The organism is Streptomyces sp. MB09-01 (genome assembly GCF_033794505.1).
In the GTDB taxonomy this organism is placed as follows: domain Bacteria; phylum Actinomycetota; class Actinomycetes; order Streptomycetales; family Streptomycetaceae; genus Streptomyces.
Genome location: NZ_JARAYQ010000029.1, coordinates 26,357 through 50,286 on the forward strand (window position 1 = coordinate 26,357; position 23,930 = coordinate 50,286).

Genomic DNA, 23,930 nt, shown 5'->3' on the forward strand with positions numbered 1-23,930 from the left:
GAGCATGGTGCGCCGCTCCGTGCACCCCACCGCGAACGATCCAGGGAGGCGGCATGTGACCGATCCGTTCGGCTTCCTCCGGATCCCCCGCGAGGCCGTCCCGGCCCGTCCCGTAGAGGAGAGGCTGGGCGACTGGCGCGAGGTGTACGCGGGCCAGGCGATGCTGCCGCTCGTCTCCCGGCAGGCCGACCGCTGCATGGACTGCGGTATTCCGTTCTGCCACACCGGTTGTCCCCTGGGAAACCTCATACCCGAGTGGAACGCGTACGCCGCCCAGGGGGACTGGGGCGCGGCGTACGAGCGCCTGCACGCGACCAACAACTTCCCGGAGGTCACGGGCAGGCTCTGCCCGGCCCCCTGCGAGGACGCCTGCGTCCTCACGATCAACGCGGATCCGGTGACCATCAAGAACGTCGAGCAGACCATCGCGGACGAGGGCCTGCGGCGCGGCTACCTGACCCCGAGGCCGCCGGAGAAGCGCAGTGGCAAGGCGGTGGCCGTCATCGGCTCCGGTCCGGCCGGACTGGCCGCAGCACAGCAGCTGACGAGGGCCGGGCACTCGGTCACGGTCCACGAGCGGGCCGACCGGATAGGCGGACTGCTGCGCTACGGCATCCCCGAGTTCAAGATGGAGAAGGCCCACCTGGAGCGCCGGATCGAGCAGATGCGGGCCGAGGGCACGGAGTTCGTCACGGGCACGGACGTCGGCGGTGCGGCCGGCGCCGCAGCGGGCACTGGCGGGGCGGCCGGCACCAACGCGGCCGAATTGCGCAGCCGGTGCGACGCGGTCGTCGTCGCGATCGGCGCCGGCGAGCGCCGGGAACTACCGGTCCCCGGCCGCGGGCTGCACGGCATCCACCAGGCCATGGAGTACCTGACCTGCGCCAACCGGGTGCGGGAAGGGGACTACGCGGTATCGCCCGTCACCGCCGAGGGAAGACACGTGGTCATCGTGGGGGGTGGTGACACCGGCTCCGACTGCCTGGGGACGGCCCTGCGGCAGGGCGCGATCTCCGTGGTCCAGCTCGACATCAACCCCGAGCCCGGCGCGGGCCGGACCGACGGCGAGCCCTGGCCGGTCTACCCGAAGACGTACCGGATCTCCCACGCCCACGAGGAGGCCCGCGGGCAAGCGGGCCGAGACCCCCGGCTGTTCTCCAGCGCCACGCTGCGCTTCGAGGGGGACGCTTCGGGCCGGGTACAGGCACTGCACCTGACCGCCGTCGAGCCGGTGGGCCGCAGCCCCCTGGCCGGCACCGAGCACGTCATACCGACCGGCCTGGTGCTGCTGGCCCTCGGCTTCTCGGGCCCCGAGCGGGCCGGCGGCCTGCGCGAGCAACTGGGGCTGGAGCTCGACGGGCGCGGCAACTTCGCGCGGGACGCCGGCTTCGCGGCGGGCGGCGGGCGGGCGCCGGGAGTCTTCGTCGCGGGCGATGCGGGCCGCGGCCAGTCGCTGGTGGTGTGGGCCATCGCCGAGGGCCGGGCGGTGGCCGCGGCCGTGGACCGCTACCTGACCGGCTCCACCTGCCTCCCGGCTCCGGTCGCCGCTCATGACCGGCCGATGACGGCCTTGGGGCGCATGCGCTACGGGGAGTTCTAGACGCTCGTACGCGGCGCGGGGCCGCCACCGGTGGGGTGGCGGCCCCGCGCCGCGGCGAACCGTCGTACCGGCGTCACCTCTTGGGGGCGGTCAAATCGCCGATGGTGACCACGCCGTCCGGAACGGGCACGTGTGGAACGGGCACGTGCGGGACGGGGATTCCGTCGGGGACGGGCAGGCCGCCGGGGTCGGGCTTGGCCATGGGGTCGTCGCACGGCGCGGCGATACAGGCCCAGGTATGGCGCCTCGGCGGATCGATGAGGATGCCCGTCCCGGTGTCGGCGTCGCCCCGGTCCTTCCCGCTACCGAGGAGGGGGCCGCCCCGGCCGATGGTGTGGAACTTATCGGGGGAGTCGTCCTTGCCTTGGTCGGAGCCGAACAAGGACTCCTGGGCGCGGCCGATGAGCCGGTGGTTGCCCTTGCCGTCGGTGTCGCCTTGATCGTCGGGGGCCATGACACGGTCGTGGGCCACGGCCGCGAGCGGGGCTGCCGGGGTGACGGCGAACGCACCGGTCGGGGTGAGTACGCCTCCCACGGCCACGGCGGTCGAGGCGGCGAGCATGAGGAAGCGCGGGGTGCGGAAGAGGTGGGTCATGGAAGCTCCTGGGGCCGAGGTTGGTGCGGGGAACCTCCAGTAGGCCCCGTCCACCCCGCACGGTCACGTCCCTGGATCCCGTGGCTTGACGTACGCCAGAACCCCCGCTAACCCCGGGCGCCCCTCCGGTCGGCCCGTGCGGCCGACCGGAGCTCCACCGGTGTGCTGTCGGCTCAGCGGGTGGCGAGGAGGGTGAGGGTGTCGATCACGCGGTTCGAGAAGCCCCACTCGTTGTCGTACCAGGCGACCACCTTGACGTGGCGGCCGTCGACGCGGGTCAGCTCCGAGTCGAAGATCGACGAGGCCGGGTTGCCCGTGATGTCGGAGGACACCAGCGGGTCGTCCGAGTACTCGAGCACGCCGGCCAGCGGACCCTCGGCGGCGGCGCGGTACGCCGCCAGGATCTCGTCGCGCGTCACGTCGCGGGCCACGGTCGTGTTGAGCTCGACGATCGAGCCCACCGGGACCGGTACGCGGATCGAGTCGCCCGACAGCTTGCCCTCAAGGTTCGGCAGCACGAGCCCGATCGCCTTGGCCGCGCCCGTCGTGGTCGGCACGATGTTGACCGCGGCGGCGCGGGCGCGACGGGCGTCGCGGTGCGGGCCGTCCTGCAGGTTCTGCTCCTGCGTGTAGGCGTGCACCGTCGTCATGAAGCCGTGCTCGATGCCGGCGAGGTCGTCGAGGACCGCGGCCAGCGGCGCGAGCGCGTTGGTCGTGCACGAAGCGTTCGAGACGATGGTGTGCAGGGCCGGGTCGTAGGCGTCGGAGTTGACCCCGAACGCGAGCGTGACGTCGGCGCCGTCGGACGGCGCGCTCACGAGCACCTTGCGCGCGCCCGCCTTGACGTGGGCGCGGGCGGCCTCGGCGGAGGTGAAGCGGCCGGTGGCCTCCAGCACGATGTCGACACCGAGATCGGCCCACGGCAGCTGCGCCGGCTCCCGTTCGGCGAGCACCTTGATGCGGTGGCCGTCGACGACGAGGACGTCCCCGTCGACGCTCACCGGGCGGCCGAGCCGGCCGGAGGTGGTGTCGTACGCGAGCAGTCGCGCGAGGGTGGCGGGCTCCGTGAGGTCGTTGACGGCGACGACCTCCAGGTCGCTGTCGCGTTCGAGGAGCGCACGCAGCACGTTGCGCCCGATGCGGCCGAATCCGTTGATGGCAATGCGAGTCATGAGCGATGTCCCTTTCGTTCGCCATCAGGTTCGCGCCCGGCGCCCGCCCGCGACAGCGGCGTGATCGCCATGGTTCAAAAGGATCCCGCCACGGCTGCACGGCGGGTCGGCGGGTCGGTGGCGGGCTATTCGCCCTGGGTGAAGGTGCGCCGGTACTCGGTCGGGGTGGTGCCGAGGATGCGCTGGAAGTGCGAGCGAAGGTTCGCGCCGGTGCCGAGACCCACGTCGGCGGCGATCTGCTCGATGCCGCGCTGCGAGCGTTCGAGCAGCTCGCGGGCCACGTCGATGCGGGCACGCATGATCCACTGCATCGGCGTGTATCCGGTGTCCTCGGCGAACCGTCGCGAGAACGTGCGCGGCGAGACCCCGGCGTGCCGGGCGAGTGCCTCCAGGGTGAGAGGTTCGCCGAGCCGGTGCAGCGCCCACTCGCGTGTGGCGGCGAACCGCTCGCCGAGTGGCTCGGGCACGCTGCGCGGCACGTACTGCGCCTGGCCGCCGCTGCGGTAGGGGGCCGCGACCAGGCGCCGGGCCGCGTGGTTGGAGGCCGACACGCCGATGTCACCCCGCAGGATGTGCAGGCACAGGTCGATGCCGGAGGCGGCGCCGGCCGACGTGAGGACGCTGCCCTCGTCGACGAACAGGACGTTCTCGTCGAGCCGGACGAGCGGATGCCGCTCCGCGAGCGCCCGCGCGTAGTGCCAGTGCGTCGTGGCGCGCTTGCCGTCGAGCAGGCCGGTGGCGGCGAGTGCGAACGCGCCCGTCGAGATGGCGGCGAGCCGCGCGCCCCGGTCGTGGGCGGCGATCAGTGCGTCGATGACCGCTCGGGGCGGGTCCTCGCGGTCCGGGAAGCGGTAGCCGGGGACGAACACGATGTCGGCCCACGCGAGGGCCTCCAGCCCGTGGGTCACGTGGTACGACAGGCCGTCGCCGCCGGCCACGAGACCGGGCGCCGCACCGCACACCCGTACCTCGTACGGCATGCTCGCCCGAGTCGTGAAGACCTGTGCGGGGATGCCGACGTCGAGCGGCTTCGCGCCTTCGAGGACGAGGACGGCGACGCGGTGGAGGCGGGAGGCTGGCACGGGGTCGAGGGTACGCGGGGGGCCGCGTCTCGGGGAGCGGTGCGTCGGACGCCGCCTCGTCGGTGGTCGGGGGTTCCTTCGCGCGCTCCGGTCAGCCGGCGGAGCTTTCGTCGAGGAGTGGGGCGAGGCCGTCGAGGAGGCGCTGGAGGCCGAATTCGAAGAGCGCGTCGAGGTCGAAGTCGTAGCCGGCCGTGGCCAGGCGGGAGAGCGCCGGGAAGCGGCCGGTGCCGAGGATCGCCAGGAGCGCGGGCTCCTGGGTGTCCATCCACTCCTCGCTGTCGAGGCCGCTGTGCGCCTCGGCCTCCCGCTCCGTCTCCAGGTTGACGGCGATGCCACGGGCGTAGTTGAAGAGCATGAGGTGCGCGGTGAACGCGGACTGCAGGTCGAGGCCGTGCGCGTGGAGAGTGGCGAGGGTCCACTCGCTGTACGGCAGCGCCGAGACGATCATCTGGGGGCGGGTCACCGACAGGGCCGGTGCGAGCCACGGGTGGCGGCGGAACACGTTCCAGAGCTGCCGGGCCGCCAGTTCGACCGCCTCCCGCCAGCCCTCCGGAGGGTCGGCGGGCAGCGGGTGCTCCGCCATGACCCCGTCCATCATCCGCGTCAGCAGGTCGTCCTTGTCGGCCACGTGCCGGTACAGGGACATGGTCGCCACTTCGAGCTCGGCGGACACCCGGCGCATCGAGACCGCGGCCAGCCCCTCCGTGTCGGCGACGGTGACGGCTGCGGCGACGATCCGTCCGAGCGTGAGCGCCGCCTGGACCGAGGGCGCGTCGGACGGCTCGCCGGGGCGTGCGACGGCCGCGGGCCGGGCGGCCCGCGACGCCGGGCGGCTCGGGGCGGCCACGACCGTCCCGACGCCCGGTACGGCGCGGACCGTGCCCTCGCGGCGCAGTTCGGAGAGCACCTTGGTCGCGGTCGCCATGGCGACGCCCCACTGCCGGGTGATTTCGCGGGTCGAGGGCACGCGGTCGCCCGGTGCCAGCTCGCCCGTCTCGATCCGCCGCCGTAGTTCGGCCACGATCTGGCTGTAGCGCGGTACCGCCTGTCCGCCCACCGACACTCCTCCGCACTAGTGCACCTGAACGGGCGCCATCCTAGCCGCCGACGCCGGGCGAAGCCCGCGGACCGGCCTCTTCCCTGCCGCACCGCACTAGTGCAACGCAGGGCAACGCCTCATGTGTACAGGCTATTTCATGCTTGCGCACTACTCTGCGTACGGCGTACATTCGCAACATGCCGAACAACGAGATACTCATCTGCGGTGCAGGCATCGCAGGACCCGCGCTGGCGTACTGGCTACGCAGGGGAGGCTTCGCGGTCACGATCGTGGAGCGAGCGCCGGCACCCCGGCCGGGCGGCCAGACCGTGGATCTACGCGGCGCCGGCCGCACCGTGATCGAACGGATGGGCCTGATGGACCGGGCCAGGGCGGAGAGCGTGGACCAGCGCGGCTTCGCCCTCGTCGACACCGCCGGCCGGACCACCGCCCGACTGCCCGCCGACAGTTTCGGCGGCGAGGGGATCGTCTCCGAGATCGAGATCCTGCGCGGCGATCTCGCCCGGCTGCTGTACGAGGCGACCCTGCCGGACACCGAGTACCTCTTCGACGACACCGTCACCGGGATCGATCAGGACGCGGACGCCGTCACCGTCACCTTCGAAAGGGCCGCGCCGCGCCGTTTCGCGCTCGTCGTCGGGGCGGACGGGCCGCACTCCGTGGTGCGCGGGCTGGCCTTCGGGCCGGAGCGGGACTTCGTCCACCCGATCGACCTCTACACGACCTGGTTCACCGCCTTCGACGACCTCGACCTCGACGGCTGGTTCGTGATGCACAACGCTCCCGGCGGCCTGGTCGTCTCCGCCCGGCCCGGCCGCCTCCCCGGCGAGATCAAGGCCGGCTTCAGCTTCCGCTCGCCACCGCTCGCCCACGACCGCCGCGACGTCGCCGCCCAACAGGAGCTCGTGGCCCGGCGCTTCGCCCACGTCGGCTGGGAGGCCCCACGCCTGCTGCGGGCGATGCGCACCGCCTCGGACTTCTTCTTCGACTCCATGGGCCAGGTCCACCTCGACAGCTGGTCGCGCGGCCGCGTGGCGCTCCTCGGCGACGCCGGATACTGCGCGACCCCGCTCACCGGCCTCGGGACCAGCCTCGCCCTGGTCGGCGCCTACGTCCTCGCCGGCGAACTCGCCGCCGCCGGCGGCGACCACGCCCTCGCCCTGCGCCGCTACGACACGGTGATGCGCCCCTACGTGAGCCAGGCCCAGCAGCTGCCGCCCGGCGGCGCCGCCGGATTCGCGCCGTCGAGCCGGCTCGGGATCCGGCTGCGCGACCTGTCGATGCGGTCGATGACCCGCTGGCCCGTGCGGAACCTGTTCGCCGCGCAGTTCGCCAAGGCCGGGGACGTCGCACTGCCGGAGTACGGTCCCGCGAGCGCCGGGGCGGAGCAGTGATCGGGCGGCACGGCGCTGCGGAGCACACCTCCGCCGGTGGGCTCCGCAACGCCTCAGGCCGTCAGCGGTCCAGGGAGAGCTCGTACAGTTCGCGGAACCGGCCGTCGTTCAGGGCGACGAGCTGCTCGAACGGGCCTTGTTCCACGATCCGGCCGCCGTCGAGGACGACGATGCGGTCGGCGAGGCGGCAGTTCTCCATCCGGTGAGTGACGATCACAGTGATCCGGTCCTCCTTCATGTCCCGCAGGCCGGAGAAGACCATGTGCTCCCCGCGGGGATCCATCGCGCTCGTCGGTTCGTCCATGACCAGCAGGCCGGGCCTGCGGTGGAAGGCACGGCCGCACGCCAGCCGCTGCCACTGGCCGCCGGAGGGCTCGTGGCCGCCCCAGACCGAGCGGGCCAGCAGCGTGTCCAGGCCGTCGGGGAACTCCTCCACGGTCGTCCGCATGCCGACGGCGTCCAGTGCTTCCCACACGGCCTCCTCGCCGCGGGGGTCCGGCTGGCCCAGGGTGATGTTCTCCCGCGCGGAGAACGGCCAGTACCCGTACGACTGGGTGACGAGGCCGACGTGCGTCCAGGCGGAGCGCTGGTCCGCGTCGGAGGTGGGGACGCCGTCCCAGGAGACGGTGCCGGACGTCGGGGCCGTCAGTGAGGTCAGGAGGCGGATGAGGGTGGACTTCCCGGCGCCGTTCTCGCCGATGACGGCGACGACCTCACCCCGGGCCAGGGTCAGCGAGACCGGGCCGAGGGCGGGGGTGTCCTTGCCGGGGTAGGTGTAGGAGGCCTCCTCCAGCCGGATCTTCTCCGGGGCGCTCTCCATCACCTGCGGGCCGCGCGGGCCGGACTTCTCGGCGGCCTCCCTGACGAAGGTGGTGTAGTCGCCGAGGTAGAGCGCGTGCTGGAACATGGCCGCCCCGTAGACGACCAGCTGGGACAGGGCGGCGGTGGAGGTGCGCATGGCGACGATCGCCGTGCCGGCGGCCGCGAGTGCCATGTACCCGCCGAGAACGAGCCCGGCGAGCGCCCCGTACGTCGCCACGACGAAGACCCCCGAGGCGGTGGCGGCGATCAGGTAGACCACGAGGTAACGGGGCGCGGAGCTGACCATCTTGGAGTCGATGCGCTCGCAGACGGCCGCGTACCAGTGGTGGGCGTAGGGCCGCATGCTGTTGCCGCGCAGCTCGTCGGCGAGCTTCGGGGTGGTCAGGTGCCAGCGCATCATGTGCTTGATGTTGCGGGAGGCGACCGTCTGGTTGTGGAGGCGGTAGTCGAGGCGGGCGGCGTACACGGAACCGAGGCCGCGGGGGACCACCGACAGCAGGAGCAGCGGAAGGAGCACGGGGTGGACCACGGCGAGGACGGACGCGACCGCGATCATGTCGATCATCCCGCCGGTGAAGCCGAGGGCGTCCTGGAGGAGCATGGCGGAGCGGGCGGAGCCGGTCTCGGCGGCCTCCGAGCGTTCGGTGAAGTCGGGGGCGTCGTAGGCGGCGAGTTCCACGTCCATGTGGGCGTCGACCATCGCGAGGTCGGCGAGGGTGGCCATGCCGGGGTTGAGGCGGCGGGCGGCGCTGCCGGAGGCGATGGAGGCCAGGGCGCCGAGCGCGGTCATCGCGGCGGCGACGACCAAGGGCCAGGCGGCGGCCGAGATCCGTTCCTGGACACCGTCTCCGGCGAGGAGCGGGACCATGGCCTGGGAGATCGCGGTGAGCGCCGCCGCCGTGCAGATCCCGCCGAGGACCTGGGCGGCGACCAGTACGTGGAAGGCGGCGCGGTTGACGGCGAGGGCGAGCCGCGCGGTCTGCTGGAGGGCGGACGGGACGCGCCGGGCCATCTGGCCGAGCGACAGCGCCTCCATGGTCTCGTTGTGCTGGCCCCAGGTGTACTTGAACTCCGGAGGGGCGGGTGGAACGGGCGGGGCGGCGGACTTCACTTTCTCGGCCTGCTGGTCGGACATGCTGCTTCTCCTTCAACCGGGTTGCTGTGGAGGCCGGTCGGGCGCACCCGCGCATGGTGAGGAAGCCCGGGTCCGCGGTGGGCGGAAGGGCTGTCGCGGGGTCGCTGCAACTGGGGGAGTGAGTACAGCGCAGGCCGGCGGCCGGAGCAGCGGGATCTGGCCGACCTCGCGGCGGCGGCGCCCTTGGCGTGGCCGCTGATCGTGTCCGGCTGCCGCCGGGCTCCCGGAGCGCGGGGCAGGGCAGGTTGGCTGGAACCGGCCGGTGCGGGGGTGGGGTCAACGGAAATCGCTTGCGGCCTCCGGCGGCTCCACGGCTCCCGCGGGTTCGACTCGTGAGCGCCGGTCCGCGCGCATCCGTGATCCGTCAGTCACCCTCCGCATCCAAGGAGACAGCACAGACACCCTGACGAACGAGGACTACGCGGCGCAGGAGCCGGCGGCCCAGCCGGTCGCCTACGGGACCAGGGCCGCCCACGAGACGGCTACGTGACGGCAGCCCTCGGCGGACCGGAGTGGCGGCCATGCGTCCGGGCAAGGCAGGCTGTACTCATGAGAGCGCCCTTGCGCTCGCCCCCGGGACCGGGAGCCGGCGGCCACCACCAGGTCCTTTTCGTGATCGCGGAGTGCGTGCCCTTCGCGATCGCCCTGCTGGTGCTCCTCATCGAGCTCACGCCCCTGCACGTCGTGTACACCGGCCCCATGCTGGTCGCGACACCCGCTCTCGCGGCGGTGACCATGGGGCCCCGGGGCACCCTCGCGGCGGCGGCGGTGGCCGTCGGCGTCAGCGTGACCACCGCCACCCACAACCATGCCTGGGGCGGCCAGCAGGTCTACACGAACTTCCTCGCCCTGTTCCTGGTCACGGTGGCGAGCGTCATGACGAGCGGCGCAGCGCGGACACGCCGCGAGACCGAGCTCAACCAGGTCCGCCGGATCGCCGTGGCGGCCCAGGAGGCCCTGCTGCGGCCGGTACCGGACCGGCTGGGTCCCGTACGGGCGGCCAGCATGTACCTGGCGGCCGAGGCGGGCGCGCAGATCGGCGGGGACCTGTACGACGTGGTCCAGACCCGCTTCGGGGTCCGGATGATCGTCGGGGACGTCCGGGGCAAGGGGCTGCCCGCCGTACGGGCCGCCGCGGTCGTGCTGGGCGCGTTCCGGGAGTCCGTCCACTACGAGGACGACCTGGTGGAGGTCGTCAACCACTGCGGAGCGGCCCTGCGGCGGGACGCCGCCGTCGCGGGCGTGAGCGAGCACGCCTCCGACGGCGAGGACGCCGGCCTGGAGGGCTTCGTCACCGCGATCGTGGCCCAGATCCCGGACGGCCCGCACGTCGAGGTGATCAACCGCGGCCACCCGCCGCCGCTGCTCCTGCGGAACGGCACGGTCCGGCTCTTGCTGCCCACCCTCCCCCTGCCGCCGCTCGGCCTCGAGGAATTCATCAGCGGACCTCCAGGGCGGACGGACAGCTATGCGTTCGCACCGGGGGACCGGCTGCTGTTGTGCACCGACGGCGTCATCGAGGCCCGCGACCGGAACAACAACTTCTTCGACCTTCCCGAGGCCATGGTCACCATGCGCGACCACACGCGGCCGGCGTTCCTGGAGGGCCTGCACCAGGCCCTGCTCCGCCACACGGAGAGTCGCCTCGCGGACGACGTGGCGGTCATCCTCGTCGACCGTCGAGAAGACGAGGGCCGGCCGCCGGCCACCGGCCCGAAGGACCCGGCGTAGGGTCGGCGCGGACCGCTCGGGCCCGAGCGGTCCGCCCCTTTCCACATCGCCGTTCTGGCCGCAAATCCGGGTGCGCCGCCGGTCAGAGTCGCGTTATGGTCGGCCGCATGAACGTCACCGGCCCCAGCACCACCGCGACCGCGCGAGCGACCAGCTCGCCGGTTGCCGCCGCCTGACCTTCCTCTCTCCCCGGCGACCGGACAACGGTCCGTCGGTAGTGCCGTGGCCTCAGCCCCGGCCGGACGATCGAACGGTCCGTTCTCCGGTGCCTTCCCCGCTGTGACGCGAAGGACGCACCCCATGCACACGGAACACCTCGTCAAGACGTTCGTCGAGTACTTCGAAGAGCGCGACCACCGTCGCATCGTCGGCTCGACGCTGCTCCCGCCACCCGGCGACCCCGTGCTCTTCACCACCTCCGGCATGCACCCGCTCACCCCGTACCTGGAGGGCCGCCCCCATCCGCTGGGGAAGCGGCTGGTCAACGTGCAGCGCTGTCTGCGCACCACGGACCTGGAGGAGGTCGGCGACGCCACCCACCTGACGGTCTTCGAGATGCTCGGCACCTGGTCCCTGGGCGACTACGAAGGCCCACTCAGCCTCGACTGGGGATACGGCCTGCTCACCGAGGGTCTGGGGGTCGATCCCGGGCTGCTGCACGCCACCGTCTTCGCCGGCGACGGCCAGACCGGGCCGGACACCGCCTCACTCAGGCTGTGGCAGGACCGCGGCGTCCCCGTCGAGCTCACCGTGGAGGACAACTGGTGGTCCAACGGACCCGTCGGACCGTGCGGTCCCGACTCGGAGATCTTCCTGTGGAGCGGTGACGGCCCACCCGAATCGACGCCCACCCGCGACGACCGGTGGGTGGAGGTGTGGAACCACGTCACCATGAGCCACCGCCGGCTCGACGACGGTTCCCTCGTGCCCCTTCCCCAGCGCAACGTCGACACCGGACTGGGCCTGGAGCGGCTGGCCTCACTGCTCCAGGGCAAGTCGTCCGTGTTCGAGTGCGACGTCTTCGACCCCTGGCGCCGCCTCGTGCCGAGCCTCTGGCTCCTGGACCGGCCGTCGCTGCGGCTGGTCTGCGACCACCTGCGCTCGGCCATCGTCGTACTCGGCGACGGCGTGCGCCCGGCCAACACCGGACAGGGCTACGTACTGCGACGCCTCCTGCGGCGGGTGCTCACCGTGCTGTGGCGGGAGGACCCCTCGCGCAGCGTCGGCGACCTGCCGGACGAAGTGGTCCAGCACACCCTGGACCACTTCCGGCTGGAGATGCGCCCGGGAGACGTGCTCCGGACGCTGCTGGAGGAGGAACGCCGGTTCCGCCGGCTCCTGGAGCGCGGCCGGAACGTGCTCGCCAGGCCCCGGTTCCAAGGCCCGCTGAGCGGGGAGGACTTCCATTACCTCCACGACACCCACGGCCTGCCGCGCGAGCTGGTCACGAGCCTGCGGCAAGAGTGAGGCGACGGGGTGCGCACGAGCTCGGCCGTGCTCCTCCCCCGGAAGCCGGCCGAGCCGTGCGCGCACCGCTACGGGCTTTCCCGGACAGCCGACCGGCTGAGCACGCCGCACGTCCGGGTCTGCGGTCACAGGCTCGCGAGGAGGTCGTCGAGGGGAGCCGGCACCTGGTCGAGGTCCAGGGCCTCGGCCAGGAGGCGCCCGTAACGGATCTTGCGGCCCTTCTTCGTCCCGAGGAAGCGCCGCAACTGCTCCTGCCGGGACCGGCCGTGCTGTGCGGGCTGGCGCACGAAGGTCTGCCAGGCGCGGAGGTCGCCCTCGGTCTCGACGACCTCCTCGACCCTCGGCGTGCCCAGCGCGCGGATGAGCTCGTCCTCCAGGTCCGCCACGCACACGAAGATGCCCCGGCGCGGCGCCCGTGCCCTGGTCAGGCCGCGGTCGAAGAAGCCCTGCTCGCCCGCGTCGCACAGTCCTGCCAGGCGCAGGCCGAGGCCCGGCGGCCCGAGGAGGCCGGCGTACCGCGCGACGCTCATCGCCCCGCCCATCTGCACGACGCACACCCCCTCGGCGGCGAGGTCGCGGCCACGCCGCTCGGCCAGCGTCTCAACGGCCGCGAGGTCACTCGGGCCTTCCAGCAGAACCGCGGTCCGCACCCCCAGTCGTACGGCCAGATCACTCGCCGGCCCGCCGGAGCCGCCCCCCGCCCAGCCGCTGACCTCGTCCCGGAACATGCGCATGTCCACCATGGAGCGAGTCTCCTACCCCGACCGACGGCACGGTACGGAATATCCGTCGTCGGGAGCGCGGAGGCCCGGACTCCCGCACAGGCCCGTGGTAGGGACTCGGATGTCGGCTGCGGGGGTACCGGCCGACCGTGCGAAACGATGGAATGGCCGCATGACTGCACCCGAGATCGACGAAGAACCCCCCGAGCACGGGCGTTCCGCGCGCTACCTGGAGGTCCTGGACGCCGTCCCGGAGAGCGTGCTGGAGGCGGACGAGGCCGCCCTGGTGGCCGAGGTCCTCCGCGACGCGTGCGTGTCGATGGCGGAGTCCGCGGTGAACCGCCACCTGGAGCGCCGGGCGGCTCACTTGCTGACCGGCCCCGGATTCCCCTCCTGGGCCGCGATGATGGCCGCGATCATCGGGGACCGGCCCTTCCTGACCCGCCGCTTGCGTGAGTGGACCCTCCTGCGGACGATCGCACTCGGCGAACCGTGGGCGGCCGAGGAGCTCACCGGCGCATCCGACTGGTTCCAGCGCACCGCATCGGCCGCGCAGGTCGTCACCGCGCCCGCTGCCCTCACCCTGCTCGCCGAGCACGGACGCACCCGTCGCGTCCGCAACGCGGCGAGCCGCCGTATTCAGTGACCGAGGCAGTGTTCGCGCTGACGCGGTCCCCGGGGCCGGCCGGGGGAGGGAGGTCACAGACCGGGACCCTTATGAACCGCTTGCTCCGTATGTCACTCTGGCCGCTGAACCGGGTCACACACCTGCCGCATGGCCCGGACGACCGACCGACACGGAAAACGCCCATGTCCTTGCCGTTCCCGTCCCGTGCCGTGCCCGCCGTACTCGCCGGAGCCGTGGCCGCCCTGCTGGCGGCGTGCGCCCCCTCGGCTGCCGCCGGTGCCGCAGCCCGCCCGCAGGCGACCGCCGCAGTCCCCGCTCCGGCCCCGGCTGCCCCGTCCGCCGCTGAACCGTCTCCCACAGCCCCCGCATCCTCCGCGCCGGGGTCCGCGGCCGCCTCGTACGCCGGCGTCCGGACCCAGGCCTCGGTCCTGTCCATACCCTCTGTGGGGATCTCCGGCCTGCGCGTGATGCCGTACGAGGGCACCACCGACGACGTACCGGGCACCCGCATCCAGGACCTCGGCCACGCGGCCAGCCCGTACGGGAAGCTGGGCGGGGTCGGACCCGGTCAGGTGGGCAATTTCCTGATCACCGCGCACCGCCTGTCGGCAGGCGGTCCGCTGCGCGACCTGCCCGCCGTGGACAAGGGCGACACGGTCCTCGTGACCGCCGGTGAGGTGGAGTACACCTACGAGATCGTCGCGACCCGCAAGACGTCGTTCCGGTCGGAGCGTTCGCTCGGCGAGCAGCGCGCGGCCGTGCCCGGGGCGCCCGGCGCGACCCCCACCCAGGCCATGATCACGATCTCGACCTGCGCCACGCCGGAGGACCACGCCGAGGGCAACTTCTGGAGCGACGCCCAGGGCAACCCCGAGCACCGCATCGACAAGATTGGCGTGCTGCGCAAGACCTCCGCGGCCCGCTGACGCACCTGGCCCGGACGGGACGGGACCGGGCCGGGCCGGGCCGGCAGCAAGATCTCGCACCGACGGGTAATTCCAGCCAAATCCCGGCATAGCGATGACATGCTCCTGACAGTTGAAGATGGCTGTGGGACTCTCCGGGCACGCACTCCGCACCCTCTGAGAGGCCCAGCGCCTCGCCCACCCCCACCAGTACGTGGCATGGAGGAGCGAATCATGAGGCACATCACGCCCATCAGGCACAGCAGCCGCATCGCACGCATCGCCGGGATCGCGACGCTGGTCGTCGCGGCAGCCTTCACCAGTACCGGAACCGCCCTCGCGCACGGCACCGGAGCCGCGGCCGCCGACCAGAAGGTCGACGGCGTGATCGTGGTCGCCGGCAACAGCTGCAGCTGGACCAACGCGAGCACGAGCGCCGCTGCCCCGGCCGCGCTCACCGTCGACCGCACCACGATCAACGCGCCGGGAGGCAATCTGGCCTGCGGCGGCGGCATCGCCGCCAGCCTCAACAACAACCCCGCCTTCACCTTCGACGACGCCGCCGGAACGGCGCGGACCGATCTGATCGACATCACCGGCAGGCAGAGCTTCATCTCCTGCCGTTACAAGGCGACGAACATCGTGTGGGACCGCGACGGGACGAGCCGGAAGTACGTCAACCGGGCCTTCACCGCCGCCAAGACCTCGGGCAGCTTCCTGTGTCCGGGATCGGTGACCACCCCGACCGGGGACGCGTCCATGCTCTTCCGCTGAGCCGGTCCTTGCGGCGGGGCCCCGGCCCCGGGCCCCCGCCGCAAGATCCCGCCGGGAACGGCCGATCATCGGAGCGGCTACTCACGTGGACCTGAGTAGCCCCCCCGATGTCCGCAGGACGTCTTGCGCCTACCTTCGCACCATGAGTTCCGTTCAGCCCGTCACCAGCACGGTCCCGCCCCGCTCGCATGCACGCCGCCTCGTCCGTACGGCGCTGCTGCTCTGCGGCGTCACACTCCTCACGGCCGTGTCCTGGGGCGGCTACCGCCTGTGGAACGGCGCACCGTACCCGGAGGTCGACCCGAACGTGGTCGGCACTCGGCTCCGCGAGGAAGCCGAGCGCGTACACGAGGACCTGGCTCTGCCCGGGCCGGCTGCCGAGGGGCCGTACCGAGTGGAAACGGGTGCCTGCTACTACCGCGGACTGCGGGGCTTCGCCCACATCGACAGGTCCCGCCGGGACGTGTACAGCTTCGATCTCGACACACGCACCACCGGCGTTCCGCAGGCCACCGCCCGCACCGGTGAGGAACGCGTCCGCAGCCGGCTGTCACAGCAGGGCTGGAAGCTCATCAGCGAGAACATCTCCGACATGGGATTCCGTTTCGAGGACCCGGACACCGGCGACATGGTCGACGTCAACTGGTACGAGCCCACGGGGACGCTCGCCGTCAGCGTCTTCTCGCAGTGCGGGAAGGTCCCCGACGGCTTCGCCGGGTGAGCGTCGACCTCAAGTGCCGGGCGGCGCCCGCGACTCGACGGGTCAGCGAAAGGCGTCGATGTTCTCGCTCAGCCAGTCGTCGTAGGTGCGCGGTGGGCGGCCGGTGATGTCCTGCACGGACGGCCGCTGGTCGCGCGTCCACTGAAGGAGTTCGGCGCATCGGGCGCCGTACTCTTCGAGGGCGTAGAGCGTCACCTCGATCGCACCATCCGGCCAGCCGAGACGCTGCCAGATCGCCCGGCTCCCGTCCGGCGACAGATCGACCGTACCGATGTCGCGGCCGAGAGCGGCGGCGATGCCGCGTATCCGTGCACGTGTGCTCAGCGGGGGGCCCACGGCCTCGATGACCGTCCCGGTGTAGTCGTCGCAGATCAGGGCAGCGGTCGCCACGGCGGCGAGGTCTTCCTCGTGGATGAAGGGGTAGTGGCCCCGGTCGAGGAAAGCCTCCCGGACCACCCCTTCGGCGCGCACGGTGTCGGGCCAGTCCGACCCCGTCGCCGGGTAGGTCCCCTCGATGACGGCACCCATCACGGCCGACGGCCGGATGTGCGTCCAGGCGATGCCCGACTGCTCGACCGCCTTCTCGACGGCCAGCCAGAACCAGGTCTCCGGCGGATTCGCCTCCTCGTACTCCGGCCCGTGAGACGACAGCAGGACGATCCTCCTGACGGCGGCTTCCCGCGCCAGGGCGAGGGCGTCCCGGACCGTGGAGGGATGGGCGCCGGCGAGGAACACGGCCTCCACGCCGTCGAAGGCTCGGCGAGAATCCAGCGGCCGGGTGATGGAGCCTTCGACGACTTCGACCGCGTCGGGCCAGCCGCCGCACTGGTCCGGCTCGGCGATCACCCGCACACGCCTGCCCAGGGTGAGCAGTTGCCGCGCCATGCGCCGGCCGACGATCCCGGTCGGGCTGTTGCCCTCGTCCCGGCGCGGGCTGACGACGGTCAGGAGGTGGACGCCTTCGGTGGGCGCCGCCTCCTCGTTCTGCTCGATTCCTTCCACGACAAGTCCTTTCCGTGGAGTGACTTCTGGCCTTCGGCTGGGCTCCGCCGACGGGCCTTGCTGTGTCCTATCTGTGGTGTGCGCTGTGTCAAGCCCCGAAATCTCGCGGCATGACGTGGCCGGGGCGAGGGGGCTTACTCAGGAGACGGACGTACGCGCAGTGCGTGGTCCCTATCGATGTCGCCGGCGGGGAGCGTTTCCCGTCCGGAGCGCTTCCCGTTCTTCCCCTTGCGCGCGGCAGCGGTACTCCAGGTTTCACCTCCGGGATGTGGAGGCGTTGACGGTTCGGAAGGAGTGAGCGCATGCGAGCCACCATTGTTCACCCGCTGCCCTGTGTCGGGGGGCGATTCTCGTGAGTTCCCTGCCTCCTTCTTCCGAGCGTCCCACCGGCCCTCCCCGCGGCCCTTTGTCGGGCCAGGGCGAGCATGCACCGCCTCCGCCGCCACCGCCTCCGGCAGTGGATTCGCCACCGGGGCCGCCGTCGGGCCCTCTGCCCGCGTCGTCCGCCGGTTCGTCGCTTCCGCCGACGGGCGGTGGGCGGGCTCGCAGGTGGCGGTCGCGCAGGGCCGTGCTGAGCGTGGGTACGGCGGTGGCCGTGGTCTCGGCGGTGGTCCTCAGCTTCACCGTGCTGGGCGGGAACACCGCGGCGGGCGGCGAGGTCTTCCTCCAGGCCGCTCCGGAGGCCGGGCCGGATCCGTTCACTCCTTCGACGGCCACACAGGCCGAGAGCGTCGCCCAGGTCACGCCCATGACCGGCAGCGGGAAGGTGAAGGACGGCACGAACGTCACGAACGCCACGAGGGCTGCGCGCACGCTCGAGGTCGACGGTGGGTATCCGGGGCTGTACGGGGGCACGCGGAACGTCGTGAGCTGTGACGTGGAGAAGCAGATCCGCTTCCTCACGCAGCACTCGGACAAGGGCCGGGCGTTCGCCGTCTCGCTGGGTATCCGGCAGCCCGAGATTCCCTCCTACCTGCGGTCGCTGACGCCCGTCCGGCTGGGCTGGGACACCCGGGTCACCAACCACGGGTACCGGAACAACGCACCCACCAGCTATCAGGCGGTCCTGCAGGCCGGCACCCCTGTTCTGGTCGACGGCCGCGGCGTGCCCCGGGTCCGCTGCGCCTGCGGCAACCCCTTGAGCCCGCCGGTGGCGGTCAAGGGCAGGCAGACGTACAGCGGGCAGAAGTGGTCCTCGTTCCGGTCTTCCGGGCTCGTCGCGGTCAAGCCCGCAGCGAAGCCGGTGAAGACCGTCACGGTTTTCGACCAGGGCAGCAAGGGATGGTACGAGCGCCCGAGCGGAGCGGCGGAGGGCAAGCACGACCGCGAGGTCCCGCCCCCGCAGGGCCAGACACCCGGATCGGCCTACCCGGTCCTGCCGGCGGCCCACACGGGATCAGTGCAGACGCCCCCGGACACGGACACGGGCAAGCTCCCCGGAACCGCACCCGGCAACGTCCCGGGCCGGAATCCGGGGACCGTCCCGGGCAACATCCCGGGCCAGGCCCCCGGCAAAGCACCGCTCCAGGACCCGGGCCAGAATCCGGGCCAGAATCCGGGCCAGGACCCAGGCCAGGACCCGGGCCAGAACCCGGATGTGGACCCGGGTGAGGACGCGGGGCAGGTCCCGGGCCGGGAGCCCGGAAAGGTTCCGCCTCAGGAGTCGGAACAGGCCCCGGGAGTACCCGGCAAGGAGCCTGGCCAGGAGCCCGGCAAGGCGCCCGGCCAGGGTGCCGTGAAGGAGCGAGGCCAGGAGCCGGACAAGACCGGGAAGGAGCCGGGCAAGGACTCCGGGAACGTGCCGGGTCAGGCCCCGGGTGAGGAGTCCCGCCCGGGGGAGGCGCCGGGTCAGGAGTCGGACAAGGGCCCGGGCAAGGAGTCGGGGAAGGACTCGGGGGAGGAGCCAGGTCAGGAAACCGGCCGGAAGGCGAAGCAGGAGTCGGGCCGGGACCCTGCCGAAACGCCCGGCCAGGGCACAGGCAAGGAGCCGGTTCAGGACCCGGACAAGGCTCCTGGAAGGGAACCGGACGAGGGCTCGGGCAAGGGCTCGGGAAAGATGCCGGGTCAGGACTCGGGCAAGGAGCCGAGCAAGGACGCGGACAAGCTGCCGGGTGACGAGTCCGGCCGGGAACCGGGGAAGGAGCGGGGTCAGGAGCCCGGCAAGGACAGGGACAAGGGGCCGGAGAAGGAGTCGGACAAGAGCCCGGGCGAGGAGTCGGGGAAGGAGCCGGGCCGACACCCGGGTCAGGAGTCCGGCAAAGAGCCGGGCAAGGCTCCCGGGAAGGAGCCGGGCCACGACCCGGACATGACCCCCGGCAAGGTGCCGGGCAAGGAGTCCGGCCAGGATCCGGGCAAGACCCCGGACGAGGGCAGCGGCGAGGGGCCGGGGAACGCGCCCGGGAACGAGTCGGGCAAGCCCTCGGGCCAGGAGTCCGGCAGCGGCCCCGGCCCAGGGAGGGTGCCGAGCCAGGAGTCGGGCAAGGTCCCCGGTCAGGAGTCCGGGAGGGTGCCGGGCCAGGACGCCGGGAAGCCGGGCAAGGAGTCCGGCCAGGATCCGGGCAAGGCCCCGGGCAGCGGTGGCAGCCAGGAGCCGGGCAAGGCCCCGGGCAACGGTGGCAGCCAGGAGCCGGGGAAGGCGCCCGGGAACGAGTCGGGCAAGGACGCGAGTCAGGATTCCGGCGGGAAAGTGCCAGGCCAGGATTCCGGCGAAAGGGTGCGAGGCCAGGATTCCGGCGGGAAGGTGCCAGGTCAGGAGTCCGGCAACGGCCCAGGGACGGTGCCAGGCCCGGAAACGGGTCAGGGTCAGGCCGGGTGATCCGGTGGGCCACGTGCCCGGGCGTTGATCCTCCGGTTGAGCCACCGCGGGCCGTGCCTGCGGTGGCTGCAGCCGGTTCGTCCCGCGCACCGGGCCCCCTGATCCGTACAGCGTTCGTCGGGCCGATCGTCGTGATGGCGGGAGTGCGTCGCCTCCGTTCAAGCGGGCGGCGTGGGGCAGGGTTTGGCCGGAACGGGCCGTCCGGGAGAATGGACACCATGGCGCAGGTGCGGGAGTGGACGTACGACGGCACGGAGCTGGCCTGGCTCCAGGAGCGGCTCGGCCGGCCCGTTACCGGCCCCGGGCACGTCGTGTCCGAGCTGGTGCCGAGCGGGTTCGAGGCGTACCTGCGCGTCTTCCACCGTTTCGAGGCCACGGACGGGTCGGGCCGTACCCGGAAGTGGCGGACGTGGGCCGAGGCAGCAGGGATCGATTTCCACCCCGAGTTGTCCCACCTGTCACTCCCCGACCGGCACGGCGCCGGGGGCGAACCGGTGTGGACGACCGAAGCAGGGGACCTCGACGGCCGGAGCCGAGGCGCGCTGGCACGTTGTCTCGCCGACGTGACGGGCGATCAGGACGTCTGCTTCGCCTACGACCTGGCGGCGCTCTGCTGGGGTGAGGCAGAACCACTCGTTCGCCGTGCCTCCATGGCCGGTCTGGAAGCCGTACGGGAAGAAGCCGCGGACAGGGTGGGTTCGGCCGGCCCGGAATTCTGGTGGCCGCGGGACCGCAGCTGGGTGGTCACCACTGACTACGACCTGCTGTCCACCTACGTCGGCTGCTCGCAGGAGACCGCTGAGCGGATCCTGGGCGAAGACGAGCTCGAAGCCCTGCCGGTCACCCCGCAGACACGCGTCGACTGGTACGCAGACCGCCCGCAACACCGGGGATAACACCGCGTAGGGGCCGCCGCACAGGTCGCCGAGCTGAAGGAGGCGGCGGCCTCCGTCCGGGTGGTCGATCAGCGCAGCGATTCCTTCGGGGGGCGCTCGCGCAGGGCTCCGTACGCGATGAAGTAGGCCGGGACCCGGTTCAGCCACCGCGACTCGGTGACGAGCTCCGTCAGCCGCTTGGCCCGTCGGGGATCGCCGAACGCGGTGCGGCCGGCCAGCAGCGGGCCGATGACCTGGGTGTGGGCCAGGCTCTGGAGGCCTTGGGTCGCCACCGTGGTGGGCCAGCGGCGGTGTTGGACGCGGCGCACGTCGCGCAGTCCCACGGTGCCCTCGCGCAGCGGCCGGACGAGGTAGCGGGCCGCGGCCACCGCGTCCTGCACGGCGAGGTTGATGCCGATGCCGCCGACGGGCGACATCGCGTGGGCGGCGTCGCCGATGCACAGCAGTCCGGGGCGGTGCCAGCGGCGCAGGCGGTCGAGCCGCACGTCGAGCAGTTTCACCTCGTCCCAGGAGGTGACGGCGTGGCTCCGGTCGGCCAGCCACGGGACGGCGGCCGTGAAGCGGGCCATGAAGCGCTCCAAGCCCTCGGCGCGGCGCTCGGCGTCGGTTCCCTTGGGGATGAGCGCGGCGCACTGCCAGTAGTCGCCGCGGTCGATGAGTGCGGTGAAGAACCGGTCGCCCAGGCCGCCCACGAGTCCGCTGGGGTCGTCCTCGTGGCGCGGCAGGCGGAACCACCAGGCGTCCATGGGGCACGGGAAGTCTTCCAGGCCGAGCTCGGGCAGGTCCCTGGCCAGGGAGCCACGGCCGTCGCAGGCCACGGTCAGGGTGGCCCTGAGTTCGCCGGTGCTGCCGTCCGCGGTGCGGTAGCGGACGCCGGTGACGCGTCCGCGCTCGGTGAGGAACGACGTCGCCTCGGTGTCCATGCGCAGGCGGAACGAGGGTTCGCGGGCCGCTTCGTCGGCGAGGAGGTCGAGCAGGTCCCACTGGGGCACCATCGCGATGTAGTTGTACTTTCCGCGCAGCGCCCCGATGTTCCCGATCGTGACCAGGGACCGGTCCGGCCCCAGGGGCAGCTGCACCGTGGTCACGCGGCGCTGCGGCAGTTGGGCGAACCGTTCGGCGAGGCCGATGTCGTCGAGCAGCGCAAGGGTGGAGGGGTGCACGGTGTCGCCGCGGAAGTCGCGCAGGAAGTCGCCGTGTTTCTCCAGCACCGTCACCTCCACACCGGCCCGGGCCAGCAGCAGCGCCAGCACCATTCCGGCCGGCCCGCCTCCCACCACGCAGCACGTCGTGCGCTCCACGGCAACCACTCCCTTCGCGGGGATCGGGTGAGCCCCAGGGGAGGTATACCGCACGGGGGGCGGCGGGGCCGGTAGCGGCGACGCCGACCTGACCTGTCTTCAGCAGGCCCTTGTTCCACGCTACTTGCGGGCGGCCGAGGTCAGGCTCGGCGAGATCGCCTGGCGGGGGACTTCAAGACGGGCGCGGCGTCACTGCGGCGCCGTGGTCCGCGCCGCTCCGGACCGGTCGGCCCACTGGTAGGGGCTGTGCATCGTCAGGAAGCGTATGTCGAGGTCGGACTCCAGGTAGTCCATGCGCTGCTCCCAGAAGGCCTGCATGTGGGGGAGGGCGAGGTGGGCGTCGAGATCGGCCTGGGAGCGCCAGGCCTCGTAGAAGACGAAGACGCCGGGGTCATCGCGATCTTCGTGGAAGTGGTACTCCAGGCAGCCGGCCTCCTGCCGGGTCGGCTCGACGAACGAGAGCAGGAGCCGCTTCAGCTCCTCGGCGCGTTCGGGCTTGGGGCGTGCGGTGCCGACGAGTGCGAATGGCTGGGGCATGCAGGGTTCTCCCCCCGATAGGTACAATGAAACTCGTACCTGCCGGACGCTATCGAACTCGTAGGTACGATGCAATCCATACCTGAAGGGAGGTGTCCCGCATGCCCGACGGTGAAGGCCACCCGGACGTCGAGGAGATCGAACTCGGCCCCGTGCTCTCCGCGCTGGCAGATCCGTTGCGCCGCCGAGTGGTGCGCGAGCTGGCGGCCGACCCCGACGGCGCGGCACGGACGTGCAGCTCCTTCGGGCTGCCGGTCTCCAAGGCGACCGTCACGCACCACTTCCGCGCGCTCCGCGAGGCCGGGCTCATCCGTCAGGTCGACCGGGGCAACAGCCGGATGGCCAGCTTGCGCCGGGCCGACATCGAGCAGCGGTTTCCCGGGCTGCTGGGCATCGTGGCGGCCGAGCCGGGGGAGTGAGTCCAGGCGCGCCGTCAGGCGTCGGCGGACAGGCGCGGCGCGGGTGTGCGGACGTGCCTGGGTCCCGAACCCCCCACGGGTTCGGGACCCAGGCACGCCCGTGCGGCCAGGTCACCGCTTGAAGATGTCCTTGATCTTCTCCTTGGCCTGGCGGGCATCGCCCTTCGCCCGCTGGGCGCGGCCTTCGGCGGTCAGTCGCTCATTGCCCACCAAGCGGCCGGCCGCCTCCTTGAGCTTGCCCTTGGCCTGCTCGGACTTGGCCCGGCCCTTCTCGTCCCTCGACACAGCTGATCACTCCCTGTGGGTGCGGGAAATGCCTTGCCCTCCACGTCTGACCCCGATCGCGCCGCGCAAACGTGGGCGGCGAGACCCGGCAGGGCAACCGGTCAGGCGGGCGGGACGCCGAACGGCATGCCGGAGAGGTAGTGCGAGCCCAGCGCCTCGCGATGGTCCGCGTTTCCGAGGTGCTCGTCCCGACGGAATTCCGGAGCGGCCTTGATCTGCTCCTTCGTACGGTCCACGTAGACCTTCTCCGCCGCGTGGTCGATGCGGGTCACCAGCCCGGCCGGCAGCAGGACCTCCTTGCCGAGGATCCACACGCCGGTGTCGACGACCAGATAGGCGTCGGTCACCTCGTCGGAGTGCTTGTCGACCTTGCCGATGCTGCCGTCGACCGCCTCGACCCCGTAGCCGGTGAGGTCGGCCGCCAGGTAGTCGACGCCGGCGCGGTAGGCCCACACGTTCTCCGTCATGCAAAACAACTCCTTCGATCGCAACCGTGGCCCCTCCATCCCCTTGGGGGACGCAGGAACCTCCGTCGACGGCGCGCCTGCCCGGCCACCCCGGTTCCACTCCCGTGCGGTGCAAGGCCGCCGGCCCGCTCCGGGAAAAAGGTGCGCTGTGACCGTTTGAGCCGACGGGGACCGGCCATAAGCGTGGTCACGGGAGTCCGCGACGGTGAGCGGCGCGGAGTTCCGAGCGGACCCGAGCCGCGTGGTGGCATCCCCCCGCCATCACGCGGCCGGGGCTCGTCCGCAACCAGTGCGCCGTGCCGCCGGATCCCGTTCCTGCTCTCCCTCGAGGCCACGAGGTCAGCGCCTGCGTCCCCGCCCACCGCGAGGGGCCGTCCGTCAGGACGCCGGCAGGTGAGCC

22 protein-coding genes are annotated in these 23,930 nt (G+C 72.2%); 11 read left to right on the forward strand and 11 right to left on the reverse strand.

From position 1 onward, the window contains the following. Window positions 1-55 precede the first annotated feature (55 nt). Window positions 56-1,600, forward strand: coding sequence for a glutamate synthase subunit beta (locus tag PV721_RS09390; RefSeq protein ID WP_319722394.1), 1,545 nt, complete (start codon window positions 56-58; stop codon window positions 1,598-1,600). Window positions 1,601-1,673: 73 nt separating this feature from the next. Here PV721_RS09390 and PV721_RS09395 read toward each other — a convergent pair whose 3' ends face one another. The 4 genes from PV721_RS09395 to PV721_RS09410 all read right to left on the reverse strand — a co-directional run bounded on the left by PV721_RS09395 (window position 1,674) and on the right by PV721_RS09410 (window position 5,506). After that, window positions 1,674-2,195, reverse strand: a complete 522-nt coding sequence (locus PV721_RS09395) for a hypothetical protein (RefSeq protein WP_319722395.1) — start codon at window positions 2,193-2,195, stop codon at window positions 1,674-1,676. A 173-nt stretch (window positions 2,196-2,368) separates the two neighbouring features. Continuing rightward, window positions 2,369-3,367, reverse strand: a complete 999-nt coding sequence (gene gap / locus PV721_RS09400; protein WP_319722396.1) for a type I glyceraldehyde-3-phosphate dehydrogenase — start codon at window positions 3,365-3,367, stop codon at window positions 2,369-2,371. Window positions 3,368-3,492: 125 nt separating this feature from the next. After that, window positions 3,493-4,449, reverse strand: a complete 957-nt coding sequence (locus PV721_RS09405) for a GlxA family transcriptional regulator (protein WP_319722397.1) — start codon at window positions 4,447-4,449, stop codon at window positions 3,493-3,495. A 91-nt stretch (window positions 4,450-4,540) separates the two neighbouring features. Continuing rightward, window positions 4,541-5,506 (reverse strand): TetR/AcrR family transcriptional regulator C-terminal domain-containing protein, encoded by a 966-nt coding sequence (locus PV721_RS09410; protein ID WP_319722398.1) that lies wholly within the window; start codon window positions 5,504-5,506, stop codon window positions 4,541-4,543. A gap of 179 nt (window positions 5,507-5,685) precedes the next feature. On the opposite strand from PV721_RS09410, the gene PV721_RS09415 reads away from it, so the two are divergent. Then, window positions 5,686-6,903 (forward strand): FAD-dependent monooxygenase, encoded by a 1,218-nt coding sequence (locus PV721_RS09415; RefSeq protein WP_319722399.1) that lies wholly within the window; start codon window positions 5,686-5,688, stop codon window positions 6,901-6,903. Window positions 6,904-6,964: 61 nt separating this feature from the next. Here the strand turns inward: PV721_RS09415 and PV721_RS09420 are convergent, their stop codons facing one another. Further along, window positions 6,965-8,860, reverse strand: coding sequence for an ABC transporter ATP-binding protein (locus PV721_RS09420; protein ID WP_319722400.1), 1,896 nt, complete (start codon window positions 8,858-8,860; stop codon window positions 6,965-6,967). A 549-nt stretch (window positions 8,861-9,409) separates the two neighbouring features. Here PV721_RS09420 and PV721_RS09425 point away from each other — a divergent pair. After that, on the forward strand, window positions 9,410-10,591 hold the full coding sequence (locus tag PV721_RS09425; protein ID WP_319722401.1) for a PP2C family protein-serine/threonine phosphatase: 1,182 nt from the start codon (window positions 9,410-9,412) through the stop codon (window positions 10,589-10,591). 300 nt (window positions 10,592-10,891) lie between these two features. Beyond that, on the forward strand, window positions 10,892-12,058 hold the full coding sequence (locus tag PV721_RS09430) for an alanine--tRNA ligase-related protein (RefSeq protein WP_319722402.1): 1,167 nt from the start codon (window positions 10,892-10,894) through the stop codon (window positions 12,056-12,058). A 125-nt stretch (window positions 12,059-12,183) separates the two neighbouring features. Here PV721_RS09430 and PV721_RS09435 read toward each other — a convergent pair whose 3' ends face one another. After that, window positions 12,184-12,801: a TOPRIM nucleotidyl transferase/hydrolase domain-containing protein gene (locus PV721_RS09435; RefSeq protein ID WP_319722403.1), complete on the reverse strand. Its 618-nt coding sequence runs from the start codon at window positions 12,799-12,801 to the stop codon at window positions 12,184-12,186. Window positions 12,802-12,952: 151 nt separating this feature from the next. Between PV721_RS09435 and PV721_RS09440 the strand changes: the two genes are divergently transcribed. The 4 genes from PV721_RS09440 to PV721_RS09455 all read left to right on the forward strand — a co-directional run bounded on the left by PV721_RS09440 (window position 12,953) and on the right by PV721_RS09455 (window position 15,808). Then, on the forward strand, window positions 12,953-13,426 hold the full coding sequence (locus tag PV721_RS09440; protein WP_319722404.1) for a hypothetical protein: 474 nt from the start codon (window positions 12,953-12,955) through the stop codon (window positions 13,424-13,426). Window positions 13,427-13,590: 164 nt separating this feature from the next. Then, window positions 13,591-14,334, forward strand: a complete 744-nt coding sequence (locus tag PV721_RS09445; protein ID WP_319722405.1) for a class E sortase — start codon at window positions 13,591-13,593, stop codon at window positions 14,332-14,334. Window positions 14,335-14,547: 213 nt separating this feature from the next. Beyond that, on the forward strand, window positions 14,548-15,087 hold the full coding sequence (locus PV721_RS09450; protein ID WP_319722406.1) for a hypothetical protein: 540 nt from the start codon (window positions 14,548-14,550) through the stop codon (window positions 15,085-15,087). A 142-nt stretch (window positions 15,088-15,229) separates the two neighbouring features. After that, the gene (locus PV721_RS09455) at window positions 15,230-15,808 is read left to right on the forward strand and encodes a hypothetical protein (protein ID WP_319722407.1); all 579 of its coding nucleotides are present in this window, start codon (window positions 15,230-15,232) and stop codon (window positions 15,806-15,808) included. A gap of 42 nt (window positions 15,809-15,850) precedes the next feature. Here the strand turns inward: PV721_RS09455 and PV721_RS09460 are convergent, their stop codons facing one another. Next, complete coding sequence (locus PV721_RS09460) at window positions 15,851-16,810, reverse strand: SDR family oxidoreductase (RefSeq protein ID WP_319722408.1); 960 nt, start codon at window positions 16,808-16,810, stop codon at window positions 15,851-15,853. Window positions 16,811-17,387: 577 nt separating this feature from the next. Here PV721_RS09460 and PV721_RS09465 point away from each other — a divergent pair. Together PV721_RS09465 and PV721_RS09470 are read left to right on the forward strand one after the other, a co-directional pair. Continuing rightward, complete coding sequence (locus PV721_RS09465; RefSeq protein WP_319722409.1) at window positions 17,388-19,625, forward strand: DUF6777 domain-containing protein; 2,238 nt, start codon at window positions 17,388-17,390, stop codon at window positions 19,623-19,625. Window positions 19,626-19,843: 218 nt separating this feature from the next. Next, a complete protein-coding gene (locus PV721_RS09470) occupies window positions 19,844-20,521 on the forward strand; it encodes a hypothetical protein (protein WP_319722410.1) in 678 nt (225 codons plus the stop codon). 68 nt (window positions 20,522-20,589) lie between these two features. Here PV721_RS09470 and PV721_RS09475 read toward each other — a convergent pair whose 3' ends face one another. Together PV721_RS09475 and PV721_RS09480 are read right to left on the reverse strand one after the other, a co-directional pair. Next, entirely contained in the window at window positions 20,590-21,822 is a 1,233-nt protein-coding gene (locus PV721_RS09475; protein ID WP_319722411.1) for an FAD-dependent oxidoreductase, read from the reverse strand. 189 nt (window positions 21,823-22,011) lie between these two features. Continuing rightward, on the reverse strand, window positions 22,012-22,359 hold the full coding sequence (locus PV721_RS09480; protein ID WP_319722412.1) for a putative quinol monooxygenase: 348 nt from the start codon (window positions 22,357-22,359) through the stop codon (window positions 22,012-22,014). Between the two features lie 101 nt (window positions 22,360-22,460). Here PV721_RS09480 and PV721_RS09485 point away from each other — a divergent pair, with 101 nt between their 5' ends. Beyond that, complete coding sequence (locus tag PV721_RS09485) at window positions 22,461-22,778, forward strand: helix-turn-helix domain-containing protein (protein ID WP_319722413.1); 318 nt, start codon at window positions 22,461-22,463, stop codon at window positions 22,776-22,778. A 111-nt stretch (window positions 22,779-22,889) separates the two neighbouring features. Here PV721_RS09485 and PV721_RS09490 read toward each other — a convergent pair whose 3' ends face one another. Both PV721_RS09490 and PV721_RS09495 read right to left on the reverse strand, forming a co-directional pair. Next, window positions 22,890-23,063, reverse strand: a complete 174-nt coding sequence (locus PV721_RS09490) for a CsbD family protein (RefSeq protein ID WP_319722414.1) — start codon at window positions 23,061-23,063, stop codon at window positions 22,890-22,892. Between the two features lie 101 nt (window positions 23,064-23,164). Beyond that, window positions 23,165-23,530 carry a PRC-barrel domain containing protein gene (locus tag PV721_RS09495; protein ID WP_319722415.1) on the reverse strand — a complete coding sequence of 122 codons (366 nt, stop codon included), beginning with the start codon at window positions 23,528-23,530 and terminating at the stop codon, window positions 23,165-23,167. Window positions 23,531-23,930 lie beyond the last annotated feature (400 nt).